General features: G+C 61.8%; 20 protein-coding genes. 1 reads left to right on the forward strand and 19 read right to left on the reverse strand.

The window, feature by feature from the left end; all coding sequences use genetic code 11:
• Positions 1–75 precede the first annotated feature (75 nt).
• The 14 genes from X741_RS155620 to X741_RS155555 form a co-directional block, all read right to left on the reverse strand.
• Positions 76–1878 carry an ABC transporter substrate-binding protein gene (locus X741_RS155620; RefSeq protein WP_023777477.1) on the reverse strand — a complete coding sequence of 601 codons (1803 nt, stop codon included), beginning with the start codon at positions 1876–1878 and terminating at the stop codon, positions 76–78.
• A gap of 83 nt (positions 1879–1961) precedes the next feature.
• The gene (locus X741_RS155615; protein WP_031249967.1) at positions 1962–2255 is read right to left on the reverse strand and encodes a DUF2160 domain-containing protein; all 294 of its coding nucleotides are present in this window, start codon (positions 2253–2255) and stop codon (positions 1962–1964) included.
• Entirely contained in the window at positions 2252–3169 is a 918-nt protein-coding gene (locus tag X741_RS155610) for a carbohydrate ABC transporter permease (protein ID WP_023764870.1), read from the reverse strand. The genes X741_RS155615 and X741_RS155610 overlap by 4 nt, the downstream gene beginning before the upstream one ends.
• A 1-nt stretch (position 3170) precedes the next feature.
• A complete protein-coding gene (locus tag X741_RS155605; RefSeq protein WP_023764869.1) occupies positions 3171–4037 on the reverse strand; it encodes a sugar ABC transporter permease in 867 nt (288 codons plus the stop codon).
• Complete coding sequence (locus tag X741_RS155600) at positions 4038–5120, reverse strand: ABC transporter ATP-binding protein (protein WP_023764868.1); 1083 nt, start codon at positions 5118–5120, stop codon at positions 4038–4040. It lies immediately after the preceding gene.
• 9 nt (positions 5121–5129) lie between these two features.
• Entirely contained in the window at positions 5130–6209 is a 1080-nt protein-coding gene (locus tag X741_RS155595) for an ABC transporter ATP-binding protein (protein ID WP_023777479.1), read from the reverse strand.
• Positions 6210–6251: 42 nt separating this feature from the next.
• The gene (gene glpD / locus X741_RS155590) at positions 6252–7778 is read right to left on the reverse strand and encodes a glycerol-3-phosphate dehydrogenase (protein WP_023777480.1); all 1527 of its coding nucleotides are present in this window, start codon (positions 7776–7778) and stop codon (positions 6252–6254) included.
• 126 nt (positions 7779–7904) lie between these two features.
• Positions 7905–8672: a DeoR/GlpR family DNA-binding transcription regulator gene (locus X741_RS155585; protein WP_023777481.1), complete on the reverse strand. Its 768-nt coding sequence runs from the start codon at positions 8670–8672 to the stop codon at positions 7905–7907.
• Between the two features lie 129 nt (positions 8673–8801).
• The gene (locus tag X741_RS155580) at positions 8802–10214 is read right to left on the reverse strand and encodes an aspartate aminotransferase family protein (RefSeq protein WP_023777482.1); all 1413 of its coding nucleotides are present in this window, start codon (positions 10212–10214) and stop codon (positions 8802–8804) included.
• 110 nt (positions 10215–10324) lie between these two features.
• Entirely contained in the window at positions 10325–11056 is a 732-nt protein-coding gene (locus X741_RS155575) for a peptidase (protein ID WP_013895309.1), read from the reverse strand.
• Between the two features lie 31 nt (positions 11057–11087).
• On the reverse strand, positions 11088–11882 hold the full coding sequence (locus X741_RS155570) for a transglutaminase family protein (protein WP_023777483.1): 795 nt from the start codon (positions 11880–11882) through the stop codon (positions 11088–11090).
• Positions 11883–11948: 66 nt separating this feature from the next.
• A complete protein-coding gene (locus X741_RS155565) occupies positions 11949–12890 on the reverse strand; it encodes an alpha-E domain-containing protein (protein ID WP_023777484.1) in 942 nt (313 codons plus the stop codon).
• 148 nt (positions 12891–13038) lie between these two features.
• Positions 13039–14451, reverse strand: a complete 1413-nt coding sequence (locus X741_RS155560) for a circularly permuted type 2 ATP-grasp protein (RefSeq protein WP_023777485.1) — start codon at positions 14449–14451, stop codon at positions 13039–13041.
• A gap of 171 nt (positions 14452–14622) precedes the next feature.
• Positions 14623–14859 carry an Lrp/AsnC family transcriptional regulator gene (locus tag X741_RS155555; protein WP_010909609.1) on the reverse strand — a complete coding sequence of 79 codons (237 nt, stop codon included), beginning with the start codon at positions 14857–14859 and terminating at the stop codon, positions 14623–14625.
• A 245-nt stretch (positions 14860–15104) separates the two neighbouring features.
• Between X741_RS155555 and X741_RS155550 the strand changes: the two genes are divergently transcribed.
• On the forward strand, positions 15105–15524 hold the full coding sequence (locus X741_RS155550; RefSeq protein ID WP_023777486.1) for a DUF4864 domain-containing protein: 420 nt from the start codon (positions 15105–15107) through the stop codon (positions 15522–15524).
• A gap of 4 nt (positions 15525–15528) precedes the next feature.
• On the opposite strand, the gene tgt is transcribed toward X741_RS155550, so the two are convergent.
• Genes tgt through X741_RS155525 form a run of 5 tightly spaced genes read right to left on the reverse strand, consistent with a single transcriptional unit; the run spans position 15529 to position 18973 of the window.
• Positions 15529–16659, reverse strand: a complete 1131-nt coding sequence (tgt, locus tag X741_RS155545; protein ID WP_023777487.1) for a tRNA guanosine(34) transglycosylase Tgt — start codon at positions 16657–16659, stop codon at positions 15529–15531.
• Complete coding sequence (locus X741_RS155540) at positions 16652–16921, reverse strand: hypothetical protein (protein ID WP_023777488.1); 270 nt, start codon at positions 16919–16921, stop codon at positions 16652–16654. Before X741_RS155540 ends, tgt begins: the two co-directional genes overlap by 8 nt.
• Complete coding sequence (queA, locus tag X741_RS155535) at positions 16911–17999, reverse strand: tRNA preQ1(34) S-adenosylmethionine ribosyltransferase-isomerase QueA (protein ID WP_023777489.1); 1089 nt, start codon at positions 17997–17999, stop codon at positions 16911–16913. The genes X741_RS155540 and queA overlap by 11 nt, the downstream gene beginning before the upstream one ends.
• Entirely contained in the window at positions 17999–18448 is a 450-nt protein-coding gene (locus X741_RS155530; RefSeq protein ID WP_023777490.1) for a DMT family transporter, read from the reverse strand. The genes queA and X741_RS155530 overlap by 1 nt, the downstream gene beginning before the upstream one ends.
• Before the next feature lie 12 nt (positions 18449–18460).
• The gene (locus X741_RS155525; RefSeq protein WP_023777491.1) at positions 18461–18973 is read right to left on the reverse strand and encodes a peptidylprolyl isomerase; all 513 of its coding nucleotides are present in this window, start codon (positions 18971–18973) and stop codon (positions 18461–18463) included.
• Between the last annotated feature and the right edge of the window lie 18 nt (positions 18974–18991).

An 18991-nucleotide genomic window follows, 5' to 3' on the forward strand; every position in this document is an offset into this window, starting at 1 on the left:
TGATACAAAGAAGGGAGACGGCAACGCGCCGCCTCCCCTAATTTCACACGGGCGCGAGCGCCCGCATAGATAGTCCTACTTCTGCCAGCTCTTCACCAGTTCATCGTAGTTGATGGTGATCGGCTTTTCCTTCTCGTTCTCGATCTTCAGCTGAGGCGCGAGATTGCCCTTCTTGACCGCGTCGGCGTTCCAGTAGGCGAGATCATGCTCTTCGGCCATCTTCGGGCCGATATCGCCCTGGACGCCCGACTTCTCGATGCGGCTCATGACCTTTTCCTGCTCGCCGCAAAGTGAGTCCATCGCTTCCTGCGCCGTCTTGGCGCCCGACGACGCGTCGCCGATCGCCTGCCACCAGAGTTGTGCCAGCTTCGGATAGTCAGGCACGTTGGTGCCGGTCGGCGACCACTGGACACGGGCCGGCGAACGGTAGAACTCGATCAGACCGCCGAGCTTGGGCGCGCGTTCGGTGAAGCTCTTGTCGTGGATCGTGCTCTCGCGGATGAAGGTCAGGCCGACATGGCTCTTCTTCACGTCGACGGTCTTCGAGGTGACGAACTGCGCGTACAGCCAGGCGGCCTTGGCGCGGTCGGTCGGCGTCGACTTCATCAGCGTCCAGGAACCGACGTCCTGGTAGCCGAGCTTCATGCCGTCCTTCCAGTAGACGCCATGCGGCGACGGCGCCATGCGCCACTTCGGCGTGCCGTCGTCGTTTAGCACCGCCTTGGCGCCGGCATCGACCATCGAAGCGGTGAAGGCGGTGTACCAGAAGATCTGCTGCGCAACCGCGCCCTGCGCCGGGACCGGTCCCGATTCAGAGAAGGTCATCCCCTGGGCTTCGGCTGGAGCGTAGGCCTTCAGCCAGTCGAGATATTTCTGGATCGAGTAGACGGCGGCCGGACCATTGGTGTCGCCGCCGCGCGCCGTGCAGGAACCGACCGGACGCGAATTCTCGTCGACCTTGATGCCCCATTCGTCGACCGGCAGGCCGTTCGGGATGCCCTTGTCGCCATTACCGGCCATCGACAGCCAGGCATCGGTGAACCGCCAGCCGAGCGACGGGTCCTTCTTGCCGTAGTCCATGTGGCCATAGACCTTCTTGCCGTCGATCTCACGGCCGGTGAAGAACGCGGCGATGTCTTCATAGGCCGACCAGTTGACCGGCACGCCGAGGTCATAGCCGTACTTGGCCTTGAAATCCGCCTTGTTCTTCTCGTCGTTGAACCAGTCGTAACGGAACCAGTAGAGGTTCGCGAACTGCTGGTCGGGAAGCTGATAGAGCTTCTTGTCGGGCGCTGTCGTGAACGATGTGCCGATAAAGTCCTTCAGATCGAGGTTCGGGTTGGTCACATCCTTGCCCTCACCCGCCATCCAGTCTGTCAAATTGCGCACCTGCTGGTAGCGCCAGTGGGTGCCGATCAGGTCGGAATCGTTGACCCAGCCGTCATAGAGGTTCTGGCCGGTTTGCATCTGGGTCTGGATCTTCTCGACGACGTCGCCCTCCTGGATGACGTCATGCGTGATCTTGATGCCGGTGATGGCGGTAAAGGCCGGCGCCAGCACCTGCGATTCATACTGGTGCGTGGCGATAGTTTCGGAGACGACCTTGATGTCCATGCCGGCGAACGGCTTGGCAGCGTCGATAAACCACTGCATTTCGGCTTCCTGATCGGCGCGCGAGAGCGTCGAAAGTGGGCCAATCTCTTTGTCCAAAAAGGCTTTTGCTTCGTCCATNGCTTCCTGATCGGCGCGCGAGAGCGTCGAAAGTGGGCCAATCTCTTTGTCCAAAAAGGCTTTTGCTTCGTCCATCCCGGCGTAGGCATTGCCCGCACCGAGCAATAGGACAAGCGCAGTCGTCGATGTTAGAAATTGCCGTCGCATTGTGTTTCCTCCACATTTTGAAAAGATTTCAAGTGCGATCTGAAGCGGCCGCCGGTACGCGGCCGCTTCAACAGTTTCCCCCTCTATACGTAGCGGAACACGCCGACGGCGTAGACCACGGAGAGAGCGAGAGCCCACCACAGGTTGGGTCCGACAAGACCCAGCCAAGCGAGATGGATAAAGGCGCTGCCAAGCAGCGACAGGAAGAGACGGTCGCCGCGCGTCGTCTCGAAACGCAGCACGCCGACGCGCGGGTTGCCGCCCGGCGAGGCATATTCCCACGCCGCCATGCCGCAAAGCAGCAGAAGGATGGTTCCGAAGAACGCCGCCGTCGGCCACGTCCACGCCATCCAGGTGAGGTCGAAATTCATGATCATACCCTCCCCAGGGCAAAGCCCTTGGCGATATAATTTCGGACGAACCAGATCACCAGCGCGCCGGGGATCAGCGTCAGCACGCCGGCCGCGGCGAGCAGGCCCCAATCCATGCCGGCGGCCGAAACCGTACGCGTCATGGTGGCGGCGATCGGCTTGGCATCGGTGGTCGTCAGCGTGCGCGCGATCAGCAATTCGACCCACGAGAACATGAAGCAGAAGAAGCAGGCGACACCGATGCCGCTGGCGATCAGCGGCATGAAGATCTTTACGAAGAAGCGCGGGAACGAATAGCCGTCGATATAGGCGGTCTCGTCGATCTCCTTCGGCACGCCCGACATGAAGCCCTCGAGGATCCACACCGCCAGCGGCACATTGAACAGGCAGTGCGCCAGCGCGACCGCGATATGCGTGTCGATCAGCCCGAAGGCCGAGTAGAGCTGGAAGAACGGCAGCGCGAACACCGCCGGCGGCGCCATGCGGTTGGTCAAAAGCCAGAAGAACAGATGCTTGTCGCCAAGGAAGCGGTAGCGCGAAAAGGCGTAGGCCGCCGGCAATGCCGCCGCCACCGATATCACCATGTTCATCACCACATAGGTGATCGAGTTGATGTAGCCTGAATACCAGGACGCATCGGTGAAGATGGTGACGTAGTTGGCGAGTGTCGGCGCGTGCGGGTAGAGCGTCAGCGACGAGACGATCTCTGCATTGGTCTTGAAGCTCATATTGATGAGCCAGTAGATCGGCAGCAGCAGCACGATGATGTAGAGCGTCGGCACGATCCACCACCAGCGCGATTCCTCGCCGCGCCGGCGCATGCGCCGATCGATTTCGCTCTGCGACAGCGCGCTTGAGAGCCCTTCCGAAACCTGGCTCACCCGATCACGCTCCGTCGTCGTCTCGTTGGCGCGGCCCATCTCAGCGCTCCGCGTCGTAGTTGGTCATCACGGTGTAGAACACCCATGACAACAACAGGATGATCAGGAAGTAGACCAGCGACATGGCCGCCGCCGGCCCAAGGTCGAATTGGCCGAGTGCGGTCTTGACAAGGTCGATCGACAGGAACGTCGTCGAATTTCCCGGCCCGCCGCCGGTGACGACGAAGGGTTCGGTGTAGATCATGAAACTGTCCATGAAGCGCAGCAGCACGGCGATCAGAAGCACGCGCTGCATCTTCGGCAACTGGATGTAGCGGAACACCGCCCAGCGCGAGGCGCCGTCGATCTTGGCCGCCTGATAGAAGGCATCCGGGATCGACACCAGCCCGGCATAGCAGAGCAGCACGACGAGGCTGGTCCAGTGCCAGACATCCATGATGATGATGGTGACCCAGGCGTCATAAGGATCCTGCACATAATTATAGTCGATGCCGAGCGCGTTGACGTAGTAGCCAAGCAGGCCGATGTCGTTACGCCCGAAAACCTGCCAGATAGTGCCGACGACATTCCACGGGATCAGCAGCGGCAGTGCCATCAGCACCAGGCAAACCGGCACGCCCCACCCCTTCTTCGGCATGTTGAGCGCGATGAAGATGCCGAGCGGCACTTCGATGGCCAGGATGATGAAGGAGAAGATCAGGTTGCGGCTCATTGCCTCCCAGAAGCGGCTGGACGAGAGCAATTCCTCGAACCACTCCGTTCCGGCCCAGAAGAAGACGTTGTTGCCGAACGTGTCCTGCACCGAATAGTTGACGACGGTCATCAGCGGGATGACGGCCGAGAATGCCACCAGCACCAGCACCGGCAGCACCAGGAACCAGGCCTTGTTGTTCCAAGTCTTGTCCATCTATGCCCCCATCTCGACGCGCCGCATCTCAACCAGCCAGGAATCGGCGTAGATGTTGATGCCGGCCGGATCGAACCGCACTTTCGGTTCTGCCGGCACGGTCTCGTCCTCGCCGATGACCGCCGCGATGTCGCGGCCTTCCAGCTTGGCGCGCACCACCTTGTGGCGACCAAGATCCTCCACCTTGCTGATGGAAACGGCCATTCCGTCGCGGCCGAGCCTGACATATTCGGGACGAATGCCGAGCTCGACACCACCGCTGGCTGTCTTGGGTATCCCCGGCAATTCGATGCGCTGCGAGCCGAGCGTCGCCGTCTTGCCATCGATCGCCACCGGCATGACGTTCATCCCGGGCGAGCCGATGAAATAGCCCACGAAGGTGTGGCGCGGCCGCTCGAACAGTTCCGCCGGCGTGCCGATCTGGACGATGCCGCCGTCAAACATGACCACCACCTGGTCGGCGAAGGTCAGCGCCTCGGTCTGGTCGTGCGTGACATAGACCATGGTGTAGCCGAAGCGGCGGTGAAGCTGCTTGAGCTGCGAACGCAGCACCCACTTCATGTGCGGATCGATGACGGTCAGCGGCTCGTCGAATAGGATGGCGTTGACGTCGGAGCGCACCAGGCCGCGGCCGAGCGAGATCTTCTGCTTCTGGTCGGCGGTCAGGCCCCTCGCCTTCTTCTTGGCCCATGACGCCAGGTCGATCATCTCCAGCGTCTCGCGCACCTTGCGGTCGACATCGGCCTCCGGCACGCCGCGATTGCGAAGCGGGAAGGCCAGGTTGTCGTAGACGGTCATGGTGTCGTAGATGACCGGGAACTGGAACACCTGCGCGATGTTGCGCTCCTGCGTCGACAGGGTGGTCACGTCCCTGCCGTTGAACAGCAACTGGCCGTGCGAGGGATGCAGCAGGCCCGAAATGATGTTGAGCAGCGTGGTCTTGCCGCAGCCGGAAGGCCCGAGCAGCGCATAGGCGCCGCCGTCCTCGAAGGTGTGGTGCACTTCGCGCAGCGCGAAATCGGCATCGGTGCGCGGGTTCGGCAGGTAGGAATGCCTGATGTGGTTGACGTCGATGCGCGCCATATCGCCCTCCTATGCCGCCAGCTTCGGCGCGGTCACGGCGCGGCCGTGCTCGTCGAAAACCATGATGTGACGCGGATCGATGAACACCTCGACCACCTCGTCGGTCTCGAAATCGCGGATGCCGTGGGCCAGCATCACCCACCGCGCATCGGCGAAATCGAGATGGACGAAGCTTTCGGAACCGGTGATCTCGGTAATGGTGACCTTTGCCCGCACGGGCACGGCAACGGCATTGGGCCGTTCTAGCGACAGATGGTGCGGTTGGAAGCCGATCGTGTAATTGCCGTCGGCAATGCCGACGAGTTCGGCAGGCACCGGCAGCTTCACCCCGCCCTCGAGCAGGAAATCGGCACCTTTCTTGGCCAGCACGATGGTGTTGAGCGGCGGATCGGCGAAGGTCCTGGCCGTCACCAGGTCGACTGGCTTGCGGAACACATCGATGGTCGGCCCGAACTGGGTGATCTGGCCTTCCGACAGCGTCGCGGTGTTGCCGCCGAGCAGCAACGCCTCGTGCGGCTCGGTCGTGGCGTAGACGAAGATGGTGCCGGCGGCGGCAAATATCCTCGGCAGTTCGGCGCGCAATTCCTCGCGCAGCTTGTAGTCGAGATTGGCGAGCGGCTCATCGAGCAGCACCAGGCTGGCATTCTTGACGATGGCACGCGCCAATGCGGTGCGCTGCTGCTGCCCGCCCGACAGGTTGAGCGGCGTGCGATCGAGATAGGGCGTCAGTTTCAGCAGTGCGGCGGCTTCCCGCACCTGGCTGTCGATCCTGGCCTGCTCGATGCCGGCCACCCGCAGCGGCGAGGCGATGTTCTCATAGACCGTCATCGCCGGGTAGTTGATGAACTGCTGGTAGACCATGGCGATCTTGCGCTTCTGGACCGGCATGCCGGTGACATTCTGGCCGTCGAACCAGACCGAGCCGGAAGTCGGCACATCGAGGCCGGCCATCAGCCGCATCAGGCTGGTCTTGCCTGAAAGCGTTGGGCCGAGCAGGACGTTGAGCGAGCCGTGCTGAAGCGTCAGCGACATATCGCGGATGTGCTCGATCGCACCGACTGTCTTGGTGACGTTCCTCAGTTCCAGCATGACGCCTCCTCCCAGGCTTTCCGCATCAGCTCAAAAACCTCTTCATTCAGCGGCCGCGACGTGCCGCCGGCTTATGCCACGCATGAATTCATCGAGTGCGGAAACCTGCTCGCGGCCAAGATGCAGGCCGCGCTTGGTCCGCCGCCACAGCACGTCTTCCGCCGTGATAGCCCATTCGTTTTCAACGAGATAGCGCACTTCAGCCTCGTAGAGGTCGCCGCCGAAATTGCGGCCGAGATCGGCATTCGATTTGGCAAGGCCGAGCAGGATCTGTGCACGCGTCCCGTAAAGCCGGGTCAGCCGGCGGGCAAGACGCGCGTCGAGGAACGCGTAGGCCACCTTCAACTTCGCCACCTGCGCGTCGAAACCGGTGGCGGGGAAGTCGCCCCCCGGCAGCGGCGCGTTGGCGGTCCATGGCTTGCCGCGCTTGCCGAGAAAACCCTCGATCTTTTCCAGCATCGATTCCGACAGCCGGCGATAGGTGGTGATCTTGCCGCCGAAGGCATTGACGATCGGGGCCGCGCCGTCGCCGCCATCGGCCTTCAGCACATAGTCGCGTGTTGCTTCCTGCGCCTTGGAGGCGCCGTCGTCATAGAGCGGGCGAACCGCCGAATAGGTCCAGACGATGTCCGAGCGCTTTACCGGTTGCGCGAAATACTCGCTGGCCGCGGCGCAGAGATAGTCGATCTCGGTGTCGCTGATCTTCACGTCGTGCGGATCGCCGGGATAATCCCGGTCGGTGGTGCCGATCAGAGTGAACTCTTCCTCGTAGGGAATGGCGAAGATGATGCGCCCATCCCTGTTCTGGAAGAAATAGGCACGCGGATCGTCGAATTTCTTGGCGATGACGATGTGGCTGCCCTGCACGAGGCGGACATTGTGGACATCGTTCTGACCGACGACGCCGGACAGGACATGGTCGACCCATGGACCGGCCGCATTGACCAGCAGCCTTGCCTTGATCTCCTCGGTCTCGCCTGTCTGCAGGTTCTCGATCTTGATCGCCCAGGTGCCGCCTTCGCGGCGCGCCCCGATCACCTTGGTGCGGGTCCGGATCGTCGCTCCGCGGTCGGCGGCGTCACGCGCATTGAGCGCCACCAGGCGTGCGTCATTGACCCAGCCATCCGAATATTCGAAGGCCTTCTTGAACAAGGGCTTCAAAGGCTTGCCTGCCGGATCGCTCGCCATGTCGAGCGTCCTGGTCGCCGGCAGCAATTTGCGCCCGCCAATATGGTCATAGAGGAAAAGGCCGAGCCGGATCAGCCAGGCCGGGCGCAGGCCCTTGGCATAGGGCAGCACGAAGCGCATCGGCCAGATGATGTGCGGGGCGTTCTTCCACAGAACCTCGCGCTCCATGAGCGCTTCGCGCACCAGGCGAAATTCGTAGAATTCGAGGTAGCGCAGCCCGCCATGGATCAGCTTGGTCGAACCGGAGGATGTTCCGCTGGCGAGATCGTTCATCTCGGCGAGAAAAACCGAAAAGCCACGACCGACGGCATCGCGGGCGATGCCGCAGCCGTTGATTCCGCCACCTATGACGAAAATGTCACGGATTGAAGATGCGTCCACTTAGTTCCTCCACGATTTCGCATTGCACCATTTTGGGTCTTTTGCGAAACCGTGGTGGAATTATTTCGAACTGATAACGAATGTCAAACGAAATATCACGAGCCTGTGAGACGGCTGTGAAACCTCTTAGCCGAGCGACGTCTCGATCAGCTGAACCTCGGCCTCCTGGCAGATCTTGCGCACTGAAGGGATGTCGCAGCGATCGGTGATGAAGGTGTTGACCTGCGACAGGTGGCCGATGCGCACAGGCGCGGTGCGTTCGAATTTGGTCTGATCGGAAACCAGGATGACATGCCTTGCGTTGGCGATAATCGCCTGCGCCACCTTCACCTCGCGAAAATCGAAATCGAGCAAGGCGCCGTCATGGTCGATCGCCGAGGCGCCAATCACCGCATAGTCGACCTTGAACTGCTTGATGAAATCGACCGCCGCTTCACCCACGACACCGCCGTCGGAACCGCGCACCACCCCACCGGCTATCACCACCTCAATCGAAGGATATATGCGCATCCTATTGGCAACATTGATGTTATTGGTGATCACCATGAGGCCGTTGTGGTCGAGCAAAGCTTTGCTGACTGACTCCGTCGTGGTGCCGATGTTGATGAACAGCGAAGCGTTGTCGGGAATCAGCTTGGCCGCCGCGCGTCCGATCGCCTCTTTCTCTTCGGCGGCAATCTTGCGCCGCGCCTCATACTCCATGTTCTCTATGCCCGAGGGAAACAACGCGCCGCCATGGATGCGCGAAAGCAGCCGCTGGTCGCAGAGGTCGTTGAGATCCTTGCGGATGGTCTGCGGCGTCACGTTGAAATGGGCTGCCAGGTCGTCGACCAGCACGCGCCCATTATCCTTGGCCATCTGGACGATTTCGGCGTGGCGCGGCGACAAATACATTTAGGCAAGCTCCCATTTTCGTTTTTCTTGAGCATAGTTGAAAACGAAACCGATGAAAAGGCACAAGCCGGCTAACGAAAATCATATGATTGCAAAGACAAACTCCTGCGCAATCCAGAACAGCCTTGATTAGGATATGGCGCGCGCGACTTCGGTGATGACCGCGCAAGCCGCATCGACGTCGCCAGCCGTCGCCTCGAACTGACCCACCTGGAAGCGGATCGCCACCCGTCCATCGACCCTCGTCTGCGTCAGGTAGATGCGGCCGTCGTCGTTGATCGCATTGACCAGCCGCAGATTGTGTTCGTCGGGATCGACGCCCGGGGCCGCCTCGTGCCGGAACGAGAACAGCGAGAGCATCGGCCGGCTGACGATCTCGAAATCCGCCTCTTTCGCGAGCCGCGCTGCGAGGCCTTCGCTCCAGGCGACATGGTTGCGGATCATCGTGCGCAGGTTTTCCAGCCCGTGGGCTCGCAGCAGGAACCACAATTTCAGCGCGCGGAAGCGCCGGCCGAGCGGCACCGACCATTCGGAGTAATTGATGATGCCGTCGTGACCATGGGTCTTCAGATAGTCCGGCTTGATGGCCAGCGTCCTGACATGGCTTTCGGGATCGCGCAGGAACTGGATGGAACAGTCGAATTGCGCGCCCAGCCATTTGTGCGGATTGAAGACGATCGAATCGGCGCGTTCGACGCCGGTCCAGAAATGCCGGTACTCTGGACAGATCATCGCCGACCCCGCCCATGCCGCATCGACATGAAGGTAAAGCCCATGTCGCCGCGCCACCTCGGCGACCCCGGCAATATCATCGGTACCGCCTGTGCTGGTGCCGCCAACGCAAGCGATGATCCCCGCCGGCAGCATGCCGGCTTGCCGGTCCGCGATGATCGCCGCTTCGAGAGCCGAAGTATCCATGGCACGAAAACGGCCGGCGACCGGAATGCGCACCAGATTGTCCTCGCCGATACCCGACACCCAGATCGCCCGGTCGATGGAGGTGTGCACCTGGTCGGAGGAATAGATGCGCAACCGCTCCTGCCCGGCCAGCCCCTTTTTGTTGCCTTGCCAGTCCAGCGCCCGCTCGCGCATGGTCAGCACCGCGTTCAGTGTCGCCGACGAGGCCGAATCCTGGATCACGCCGGAAAAGCCCTGCGGCAGGCCGAGCGCCTGGCGCATCCAGTCGACGGTGCGCGTTTCGAGCTCGGTCGCCGCCGGCGAGGTCTGCCAGAGCATGCATTGCGCGGCCATCGCCGACACCAGGTACTCCGCCACCACCGAGACCGGCGCGGCGTTGGCCGGGAAATAGGCGAAGAAACGCGGATGCTGCCAATGCGTCATCCCCGGCACGATCTTCTCCTCGAAATCGGCGAAGATCCTGTCCATCGGTTCGGCGTCTTCGGGCGGCGAGGCTTCTATGCTCCTGAAGATGTCGCCCGGCTCGACCAGCGGCCGCACCGGCCGCTCGCGCAATGTGTCGCGATAGTCGGCGCCCCAGTCGGCGGCGCGTTGCGACCATCGCCGGAAATCATTGTTGTTCATCTTGTCCTCCCGACACGATCGCAATGCCGGCACTCTTCGCCCGGCCTTCAAAATCCATTACTAATTAACATGTGAAGCATATGCAACGGCTGACGCCTGCTGCACGCGCCCTACCCCGGAAAATCCGGCAGGCTGGCAAAGGCCGTCTTCAACGCATTCGACCAGCCATCGGAGATCGTGCGATAATACTGGTCGTCCTGGCCGATCCGCTTCCTCAAGCCGACCTTGAAGGCATCATTCTCCAAGAAAAGCAGGTCGAGCGGCAGGCCGACCGACAGGTTCGACTTCAGCGTCGAATCGAAGGAAACCAGCAGCAGCTTCACCGTCTCGGCGAGGCTCATCGTCCGCTCATAAGCGCGGATGATGATCGGCTTGCCGTATTTGGTCTCCCCGATCTGGAAGAACGGCGTGTCGTCGGTGGACTCGATGAAATTGCCCTCGGGATAGATCATGAACAGCCTGGGCGGGCTGCCTTTGATCTGGCCGCCCAGGATGAAGGAGGCGTTGAAATAGGAATCAGCCTTCTCGCCCGCGGGCGAAGAGTGCGCGATCACTTCCTTGACGGTGTCTCCGACCAGCCGCACCGTCTGATACATGGACGGCGTTTCGAGCAGCGTTGCATGGCGGTCAGCCACGGCCTTGGTGCGCTCGTCCAGCAGGCTGACCACGGCCTGCGTCGTCGCCAGATTGCCGGCCGACATCAAGACGATGACGCGCTCGCCCGGCTCTTCCCAGACATGCATCTTCTTGAAGGTCGAGATCGAATCCATACCCGCATTGGTGCGCGTGTCCGACATGAACACGAGCCCGCGATCGATCTTCAGGCCGACGCAATAGGTCATGGAATCTCTTCTGGCACCAATCCTTGCGGGATTACTGCTCTACCGTGACGGTGACCGCAAGCAGTTCTTCCGCCTGTCCCAGCCGAATTCCCGACACCGGCGAGGCGTCGCGGTAGTCGCGACCGGTGGCCACCTTCACATAGCGTTCGTCGGGAGAGATACCGTTGGCGGGGTCGAAGGCAACCCAGCCGAGGCCCGGCACATGGGCTTCGGCCCAGGCGTGGCTTGCCGCCTGCTCGACAGCGGCGTCCATCATCAGATAGCCGCTGACATAGCGGGCCGGAAATCCCATCGCACGCGCGGCGGCGGCGAAGATGTGGCCATGGTCCTGGCAGACCCCGGTCTTAAGCGCCAGGGCTTCTTCCGCCGACGTCGTCGCGTTGGTGGTGCCCGGCGTATAGGCGACGCGTTCGCAGATGATGGCCATCAGCCGATGCAGCCTTTCGATGTCGGCCCCCTTGCCGACCGTCTCGGCAAGCTCGCGGATACCGTCGCCGATCGTGGTCAAGGTCGTCTCCTGCGCGAACAGCCAAAGCGGCGCAAAGCCCTGGTGTGGTCCGCAGACGCCCGCTGTGTCGCGTGTCACCGCCTCGCCCGATGCCTCGACCGTGATGAAGTCGCGGTCACCCTCGACGGTCAGCAGCCGGTTGTCATTGCCGTAGTGGTCGGTAAATCGCACTTCCTCGCGCGCACCTTCGACCTTCAGCGCCCAGGACAGCACCGTCTGTGTCGGCCCGCTCACCGGAAGCAGCCGCAGCCTCTGGAGCAGATATTGCACCGGCGCATCGTAGCGGTATTCCGTCCGGTGGGTGATCTTGAGCCGCATGGCGTCATTTTCCGTTTGTAAGCATGATCTTGTCCGCCAACCGGTTTCCACTTTGCGGGATCATGCTCAATAAAACCGGTAATCCTGCGCGATCTCGTCGCCGAGCCTGGTGTTGTCGCGAATGAACCCCGCCAGGAACTCGTGCAGGCCGGTGTCGAATATATCCTTGATCGATCCGGCCCTCAGCATCGCCTGTGTTTTGTCCGCCGTGGCGTGGCAGGCATGCCACTCGCCATAGTCGTCGCCAAGAAATTTCAGATGCTCCGACAGGAAGCGATAGCAGAAGGTCAGCGAACGCGGCATGCGCACATTGAGGATCAGGTAATCGGCGATGTTGGTCGGCTTGTAGTCGGCGTCGTAGACCCAGCGGTAGGAGCGATGCGCCGATACCGAGCGCAGGATCGATTCCCACTGGTAGTTGTCGAGTGTCGAGCCGACCCAGGAAATCGACGGCAACAGCACGTAATATTTCACGTCGAGGATGCGCGCCGTGTTGTCGGCGCGCTCGACATAGGTGCCGAGCTGCGAAAAATCGAAAATCTCGTTGCGCAGCATGGTGCCGTAGAACGAGCCGCGGATCAGCGCCGTCTCGCGCTTGATCGCGTCGAGGACGGTCGGCAGGTCGCGTTCGTCGATCGGCCTTGCCAGCATCCGCTTCAGCGCCATCCAGGCTTCGTTGATGCTTTCCCACGTCTCGCGCGTCAGCGCGGTGCGCACCATGCGCGCATTGTTGCGGGCCGTCTCGATCGACGACATCGTGCTCGAAGGGTTCGACGTGTCGCGAAGCAGGAAATCGGAGACGTTGGCGGCCGTATAGTCTTGGTATTTCTGCGTGAAGGTGACATCCGAGCCGGCGCTGAGCAGCACCGAATTCCACTCTTCCGACGCGCTTTGCGTGCGGGTCAGCGCCATGCGCAACCCGGCATCGACCAGCCGCGCCATGTTTTCAGCCCGCTCGATATAGCGGTTCATCCAGTAGAGCCCGTTGGCGGTGCGGCCGAGAAGCATGGGAGGCCCTTCGGGCTAGTGAGTAGGGAATAGTGAGTAGAGAATAGTAAGCGCTTGAATCTCAATGGAATATGGCATTTCCCGGTCCCCTCTTATACTCACTACTCACTATTCCCTACTGCCTACTGCCTACTGCCTATTCGCTCTCTCAATCATCCAGCACCCAGGTGTCCTTCGTGCCGCCGCCTTGCGAGGAATTGACCACCAGCGAGCCTTCCTTCAACGCGACACGGGTCAGCCCGCCGGGTACGATCTGGATGCGGTCGGACACCAGCACGTAAGGCCGGAGATCGACATGGCGCGGCGCCAGGCCCTTGTCGGTCAGGATTGGACAGGTCGACAGCGCCAGAGTGGGCTGCGCGATGTAGTTGGAAGGTTTTGCCGCCAGCTTCTTGGCGAAATCCTGGCATTCCTTTTTCGTCGCCGCCGGCCCGACCAGCATGCCGTAGCCGCCCGAGCCATGCACTTCCTTGATCACCAGTTCGTGGATGTGCTCAAGCACGTATTTCAGGCTGTCCGCTTCCGAACAGCGCCAGGTCGGGATGTTGCCGAGGATCGCCTTGCGGCCAGTGTAGAATTCGATGATCTCGGGCATGTAGGAATAGATCGCCTTGTCGTCGGCGATGCCGGTGCCCGGTGCGTTGGCGATGGTGATGTTGCCGGCACGATAGACATCCATGATGCCTGGCACGCCAAGTGCCGAATCCGGCCGGAAGGTCAGCGGGTCGAGGAAGGAATCGTCGACACGGCGGTAGAGCACGTCGATCTGCTTGTAGCCTTCGGTCGTGCGCATCGCGACATGGCCGTCGACCACGCGCAGATCCTGCCCCTCGACCAGTTGCACGCCCATCTGGTCGGCGAGAAAAGCGTGTTCGAAATAGGCGGAATTGAAACTGCCGGGCGTCAGCACCGCGATGGTCGGCGCACCCTTGGTGCCTTGCGGGCGAACCGCCGCCAGGGACTGGCGCAGAAGCTGCGGATAGTTCTCCACCGGCCGCACCTTGATCTTCTGGAACAGCTCGGGAAACAGCTGCATCATCGTTTCGCGGTTCTCCAGCATATAGGAGACGCCGGAGGGCGTGCGCGCATTGTCTTCCAGCACGTAGAATTCGTCCTCGCTGATGCGGACGATGTCGACGCCGATAATGTGGGTGTAGACGCCGGCCGGTGGCCGCACGCCGATCATTTCCGGCAAAAACGCCTCGTTCTTGGCGATCAATTCCCTGGGAACGCGGCCGGCGCGCAGGATTTCCTGGCGATGGTAGATATCGTCGAGGAAGGCATTCAGCGCCTGCACGCGCTGCTCGATGCCTTGCGTCAGGCGCCGCCACTCATTGCCTGAAATGATGCGTGGAACGATATCGAAAGGGATCAGCCGTTCGGAGGCTTCCTGCTCGCCATAGACGGCGAAGGTTATGCCGGTCTTGCGGAAGACGCGTTCGGCGTCCTGCATCTTCTCGGTAAGTCTGGCTGGATCCTGCTCCTTCAGCCAGCGATCATAAGCCGAATACGGTCTTCTCAATCCGGAGACTTCCGGAAGCATTTCATCGAACGCTGCCAATCGCGTACTCCCCTGTGACGCCATTTCACTGGCGTCGCCGGAGAAAATCAAGCGCAATCGGTGATTTGGAGGAAGCGGGCGATCAGTATCTTGCGCCTGCCTAAAATTGAGGCAGCCTAAATATGACCTTGATCAGCCTTTGCCTCCTGCCCGGGCAACAGCGTTTGGCGGCTAGAATGCGCGGAAGGTGACGACGGTGAATGTGTCCTTGATGCCGGGGAGAATCTGCACCTTCTCGTTGACGAAATGGCCGACGTCTTCCTCATCGTCGACATAGAACTTGGCGAGCAGATCGTAGTTGCCGGCGGTGGAGTAGATCTCCGAGGCAATCTCGGCATCGGCAAGCGCGCTCGCAACCTCATAGGATTTGCCCAGCTCGCATTTGATCTGCACGAAAAACGCCTTCATGGCTTCGTCCCGCTAAACGTCCAAGTCCAAGCGGCCCTTCTGGCAGACTGGAGGCGGGCTTTCAAGCGTTGGAATCCATCCTTAGCCGGCCCGAGCCTTGGCCGCGGCTTCCGGTAGCTCGGTTATCGGCTTTGCGAATATTCGCAATCGCTGAAACCGCGATATGCCGCGGAGCGTATATTATGGTGCGTCTTCGGACAGCGATTTTAAGGGAAGCCCTTTTCGAGGGACAACGGAGACAGGCCATGCGCCGCGCTTTTTTCGCATTCGCAGTCGTTCCATTCATCTTCATGTCATCGGCCTTGGCCGGTGATGCCGAAATCAAGGCTGGACAGGCTGTCATCGACGGTCAGTTGAAAGCCCTCATCGCCAATGACGGCGCCAGGGCCTACAGCTTCGCCGCGCCAAACGTGAAGCAGGTCTTCCCGACCGTCGACGCCTTCATGAACATGGTGACCAACGGCTACCCGCCGGTGCGCAGGCCACAATCCTATGCCTTCGGCAAGGTCGAGCAGACTGGCCCGGGTTCGATCGTCCAGCAGGTGCTGATCGTCGGCCCCGACGGCAAGAACTACGAGGCGGTCTACACGCTGCAGCAGCAACCCGACGGCACGTTCCAGATCACCGGCTGCAGCTTGCGGGCGTCGAATTCGCTCAGCACCTGAGGTTTTACAGGACGGGGATGTCGCCCCTCGCCCAGCCCTCGGTGATCTCAGCTCCACGCGCATCGAACGTGCCGGTCTCGATCGCGGCGCGGATATCCTGCATAAGCTTTTGATAATACGAAAGATTATTCCAGGTCAGCAGCATGGCGCCGAGCGCCTCCTGCGAGCGCACCAGATGGTGCAGGTAGGCGCGCGAATAATCCCGCGCCGCCGGGCAGTCGCTTTCCTCGTCGAGCGGGCGCGGATCGTCGGCGTGGCGGGCGTTGCGCAGATTGACCTTGCCGCGCCTGGTGTAGGCAAGGCCGTGGCGGCCGGCCCGCGTCGGCATCACGCAATCGAACATGTCGATGCCGCGCGCCACCGATTTCAGGATATCGTCGGGCGTACCGACGCCCATGAGATAGCGCGGCTTGTCGTCGGGCAGTTCCGGGCAGGTGATGTCGAGCATCTCGAGCATCACTGCTTGAGGTTCGCCGACAGCAAGGCCGCCGACCGCGTAGCCTTTCAAATTCATCGCGCTCAGCGCCTGCGCCGAGCGCACCCTCAGTGCCGCGTTGTCGCCGCCTTGCACGATGCCGAACATCGCCTTGCCCGGCTGGTCGCCGAACGCCGTCTTGCAGCGCTCGGCCCAGCGCAGCGACAGTTCCATGGCGCGCTCGATTTCCTTGATCTCGGCCGGCAGCGCCGTGCATTCGTCGAGCTGCATCTGGATGTCGGAATCGAGCAGACCCTGGATCTCGATCGAGCGCTCCGGCGACATCTCGTAAGCAGCGCCGTCGATATGGGAACGGAAGGTTACGCCCTTTTCGGTCAGCTTCCGCAGCTTCGACAGCGACATCACCTGAAAACCGCCGCTGTCGGTCAGGATCGGCTGCGGCCAGCGGGCAAACTCGTGCAAGCCGCCAAGCCGCGCCACGCGCTCGGCTCCGGGCCGCAGCATCAGATGATAGGTGTTGCCAAGGATGATGTCGGCGCCGACGCCGCGCACCTGGTCCATGTACATGGCCTTGACCGTGCCGCCGGTGCCGACCGGCATGAAGGCCGGCGTGCGGATTTCGCCGCGCGGCATGTCGATCAGGCCACGTCGTGCCTTGCCGTCGGTCGCCAGAACCTTGAAAGAGAACGGCTTAGCCATTGAATTCCTTGTCATGAACCGGCGCGTCCGGCGCTTGGCTGTCGAGCGACTGGCGATATTGGATGCAGCCGCGCATGAATTTGGGCCAAGGCGGCACCGCGATGGGTGGCTCGGTCTTTTCGGGCAGCAGATCCCAGAGGTCGGGGTGATGCCAGCACAGATCATGGCCGGAAGCATCGCGGTGTGCGCGAATGCCGGCGCGCAATTTTTTCACCTCCGCGATCAGGCTTTCGCGATCGAGGGCTTGCAGATCATCGTCCATCGCTCGTCTCCGCTCGATAAAGCAGGCTTGCGTCTCCATACGAATAGAACCTGTAGCGCTCGGCGATGGCATGCGCATAGGCGGCACGCATCGTCTCCAGGCCACTGAAGGCCGACACCAGCATGAACAGGGTCGAGCGCGGCAGATGGAAATTGGTCATCAGCATGTCGGCGGTGCGAAAGCGATAGCCGGGCGTGATGAAGATGTCGGTCGGTCCGGACCATGCAGCCAATGTGCCGTCGTCACGCGCGGCACTTTCCAGCAAGCGCAGCGACGTCGTGCCGACGGCGATGATGCGCCCGCCCCTCGCCTTCGCCGCGTTGAGCGCTTCGGCGGTTGCCGCGCTGACCGAACCGATCTCGGCATGCATCTTGTGGTCGGCGGTATCGTCCACCTTCACCGGCAGGAACGTGCCGGCACCGACATGAAGAGTGACGAACCGGCGTTCGACACCTTTGGCGTCGAGCGTGGCAAACAGCTCCGGCGTGAAATGCAGGCCAGCAGTGGGCGCCGCAACCGCACCTTCCTCCCGGGCATAGATGGTCTGGTAGTCGGCCCGGTCGCGCTCGTCGTCATCACGCTTCGAGGCGATATAGGGCGGCAGCGGTATGTGGCCGACGGCATGCAGCGCCTCGTCCAGGAACGGACCCGACAGGTCGAAGCCGAGCAGCGCCTCGCCGCCCTCGCCCTTTTCGATCACCGTCGCGTCGAGCTGGCCGAGGAAACAGGCATTGCCGTCATGGCCGAAATGGATGCGGTCGCCAGCGGCAATGCGCTTGCCCGGGCGCATGAAGGCGAGCCAGCGGTCCGGCGCCATGCGCATGTGCAGTGTGGCCTCGACCTGCGCCTGCGCCTCGCCGCGCCGCCTTATGCCTTTGAGCTGCGCCGGGATGACCTTGGTGTCGTTGAACACCAGCACGTCGCCGGCCCTGAGCAAGGACGGCAGATCGCGAACCCTGCGGTCCTCGAGCGCCTCGCCCGGTCTGACCACCAGCATCCCAGCGCTGTCGCGCGGCTCCGCCGGGCGAAGCGCGATGCGCTCCTCAGGCAGGTCGAAATCGAAGAGATCGACACGCATCAGTAGAGCCGGACGAGCAACGCTCCGGCCAAGAGCAGCACCGCGCCGGCAACGCGGCCGAGCGAGATTTCACGCACCGCGACACCGAGGAAGCCTATGCGGTCGATGAGCATGCCGGCCAGCAACTGCCCGGCAACCAGGAACGCCATCAGTGCGGCGGCACCGATGCGGGGCGTGAGGATCGTCGACAGCGTGACGTAGAAGCCGCCGAGCATGCCGCCGGCGACGAACAGCCAGGGCGCCGGCGCCTTCCAGTCGAGCGAGATGCCTTGCAGCTTGACCACGATGACGGCGATGATGCCGAGCACCACCGCGCCCGACAGGAACGAAAACGCCGCCGCCGCGACCGGGAGCCCCAGGCCGCGCGCCAGTTGCGAATTGATCGGCGCCTGAATGGCAATGAAGGCGCCGGACAGGATGCCGAGAAGCGACCAGACGACGCCCATCATTGTCCTATTACCTTACTTGACGTCGGCCGCAACCTTCAGCGACACGATCTTGTCGGGATCCTGCACCGGCTCGCCGCGCTTGATCTTGTCGACATTGTCCATGCCTTCGATGACCTGGCCCCAGACCGTGTACTGGCGGTTGAGGAAGGCGGCATCGTCGAAGCAGATGAAGAACTGTGAGTTGGCCGAGTTCGGGTTCTGCGAACGCGCCATCGAACAGGTGCCGCGGCCGTGGTTGGCATTGGAGAATTCGGCCTTGAGGTCCGGCTTGTCGGAGCCGCCCATGCCCGCGCGGGAAGGAGCAAAGGTGGGCTTGTTCGAATTGCCGAACTTGACGTCGCCGGTCTGCGCCATGAAGCCTTCGATGACGCGGTGGAAGACCACGCCGTCATAGGCGCCTTCCCGAGCCAGTTCCTTGATGCGGGCGACATGGCCAGGTGCCAAATCGGGGAGAAGTTCGATGACGACCTTGCCCTTGGTCGTTTCCATGATGAGCGCGTTCTCGCGGTCCTTGATCTCGGCCATGTCAGTTATCCTTTTGAT

Origin of the sequence: Mesorhizobium sp. LNHC221B00, from assembly GCF_000502935.1 — a bacterium.
GTDB classification, from domain to species: Bacteria; Pseudomonadota; Alphaproteobacteria; order Rhizobiales; family Rhizobiaceae; genus Mesorhizobium; species Mesorhizobium opportunistum.

Coding starts and splice junctions, on each gene's coding strand:
- X741_RS155610 (WP_023764870.1), bottom strand. CDS start 3,169: ATGGGCCGCGCCAACGAGACGACGACGGAGCGTGATCGGGTGAGCCAG.
- X741_RS155540 (WP_023777488.1), bottom strand. CDS start 16,921: ATGGACGATGATCTGCAAGCCCTCGATCGCGAAAGCCTGATCGCGGAG.
- X741_RS155605 (WP_023764869.1), bottom strand. CDS start 4,037: ATGGACAAGACTTGGAACAACAAGGCCTGGTTCCTGGTGCTGCCGGTG.
- X741_RS155595 (WP_023777479.1), bottom strand. CDS start 6,209: ATGCTGGAACTGAGGAACGTCACCAAGACAGTCGGTGCGATCGAGCAC.
- X741_RS155585 (WP_023777481.1), bottom strand. CDS start 8,672: ATGTATTTGTCGCCGCGCCACGCCGAAATCGTCCAGATGGCCAAGGAT.
- X741_RS155580 (WP_023777482.1), bottom strand. CDS start 10,214: ATGAACAACAATGATTTCCGGCGATGGTCGCAACGCGCCGCCGACTGG.
- queA (WP_023777489.1), bottom strand. CDS start 17,999: ATGCGTGTCGATCTCTTCGATTTCGACCTGCCTGAGGAGCGCATCGCG.
- X741_RS155575 (WP_013895309.1), bottom strand. CDS start 11,056: ATGACCTATTGCGTCGGCCTGAAGATCGATCGCGGGCTCGTGTTCATG.
- X741_RS155600 (WP_023764868.1), bottom strand. CDS start 5,120: ATGGCGCGCATCGACGTCAACCACATCAGGCATTCCTACCTGCCGAAC.
- X741_RS155530 (WP_023777490.1), bottom strand. CDS start 18,448: ATGATGGGCGTCGTCTGGTCGCTTCTCGGCATCCTGTCCGGCGCCTTC.
- X741_RS155525 (WP_023777491.1), bottom strand. CDS start 18,973: ATGGCCGAGATCAAGGACCGCGAGAACGCGCTCATCATGGAAACGACC.
- X741_RS155565 (WP_023777484.1), bottom strand. CDS start 12,890: ATGCTTCTCGGCCGCACCGCCAACGGGCTCTACTGGATGAACCGCTAT.
- X741_RS155570 (WP_023777483.1), bottom strand. CDS start 11,882: ATGCGGCTCAAGATCACCCACCGGACGGAATACCGCTACGATGCGCCG.
- X741_RS155555 (WP_010909609.1), bottom strand. CDS start 14,859: ATGAAGGCGTTTTTCGTGCAGATCAAATGCGAGCTGGGCAAATCCTAT.
- tgt (WP_023777487.1), bottom strand. CDS start 16,659: ATGGCTAAGCCGTTCTCTTTCAAGGTTCTGGCGACCGACGGCAAGGCA.
- X741_RS155615 (WP_031249967.1), bottom strand. CDS start 2,255: ATGATCATGAATTTCGACCTCACCTGGATGGCGTGGACGTGGCCGACG.
- X741_RS155550 (WP_023777486.1), top strand. CDS start 15,105: ATGCGCCGCGCTTTTTTCGCATTCGCAGTCGTTCCATTCATCTTCATG.